At 60.0% G+C, this 255-nt stretch carries 1 protein-coding gene; it reads left to right on the top strand.

Going from position 1 to position 255, the window contains the following annotated elements; genetic code table 11:
* A partial coding sequence (locus tag ACJYUO_RS21905; RefSeq protein WP_494347413.1) for a transposase occupies positions 1-255 on the top strand: 255 nt, incomplete at both ends.

Here is a 255-nt window from a genome sequence, read left to right as displayed (position 1 = left end):
CCGCCGCAACGCGGGCGAGTTGCACAGCCTCGCGGCCGACAAAGGCTACGATTGGCAACGATTACGTGAGAAACTCCGAGAAGAGGGCGTAAGACCGCTGATCAAGCATCGAGAGTTCCGTCCCATCGATCACGCGCATAATGCGCGGATCGATGGGACTCTCTACGGCCAGAGAGCGTTGTCTGAGACCGTCTTCTCCGTAATCAAGCGCACGCTCGGCGACGCCGTGCGTGCGCGAAGCTGGTATCGAGAGTT

The organism is Natrinema sp. CRL1, assembly GCF_059162405.1.
Note: the sequence above shows the minus strand (reverse complement) of the source record. Positions and strands in the feature narration are given on the sequence as shown.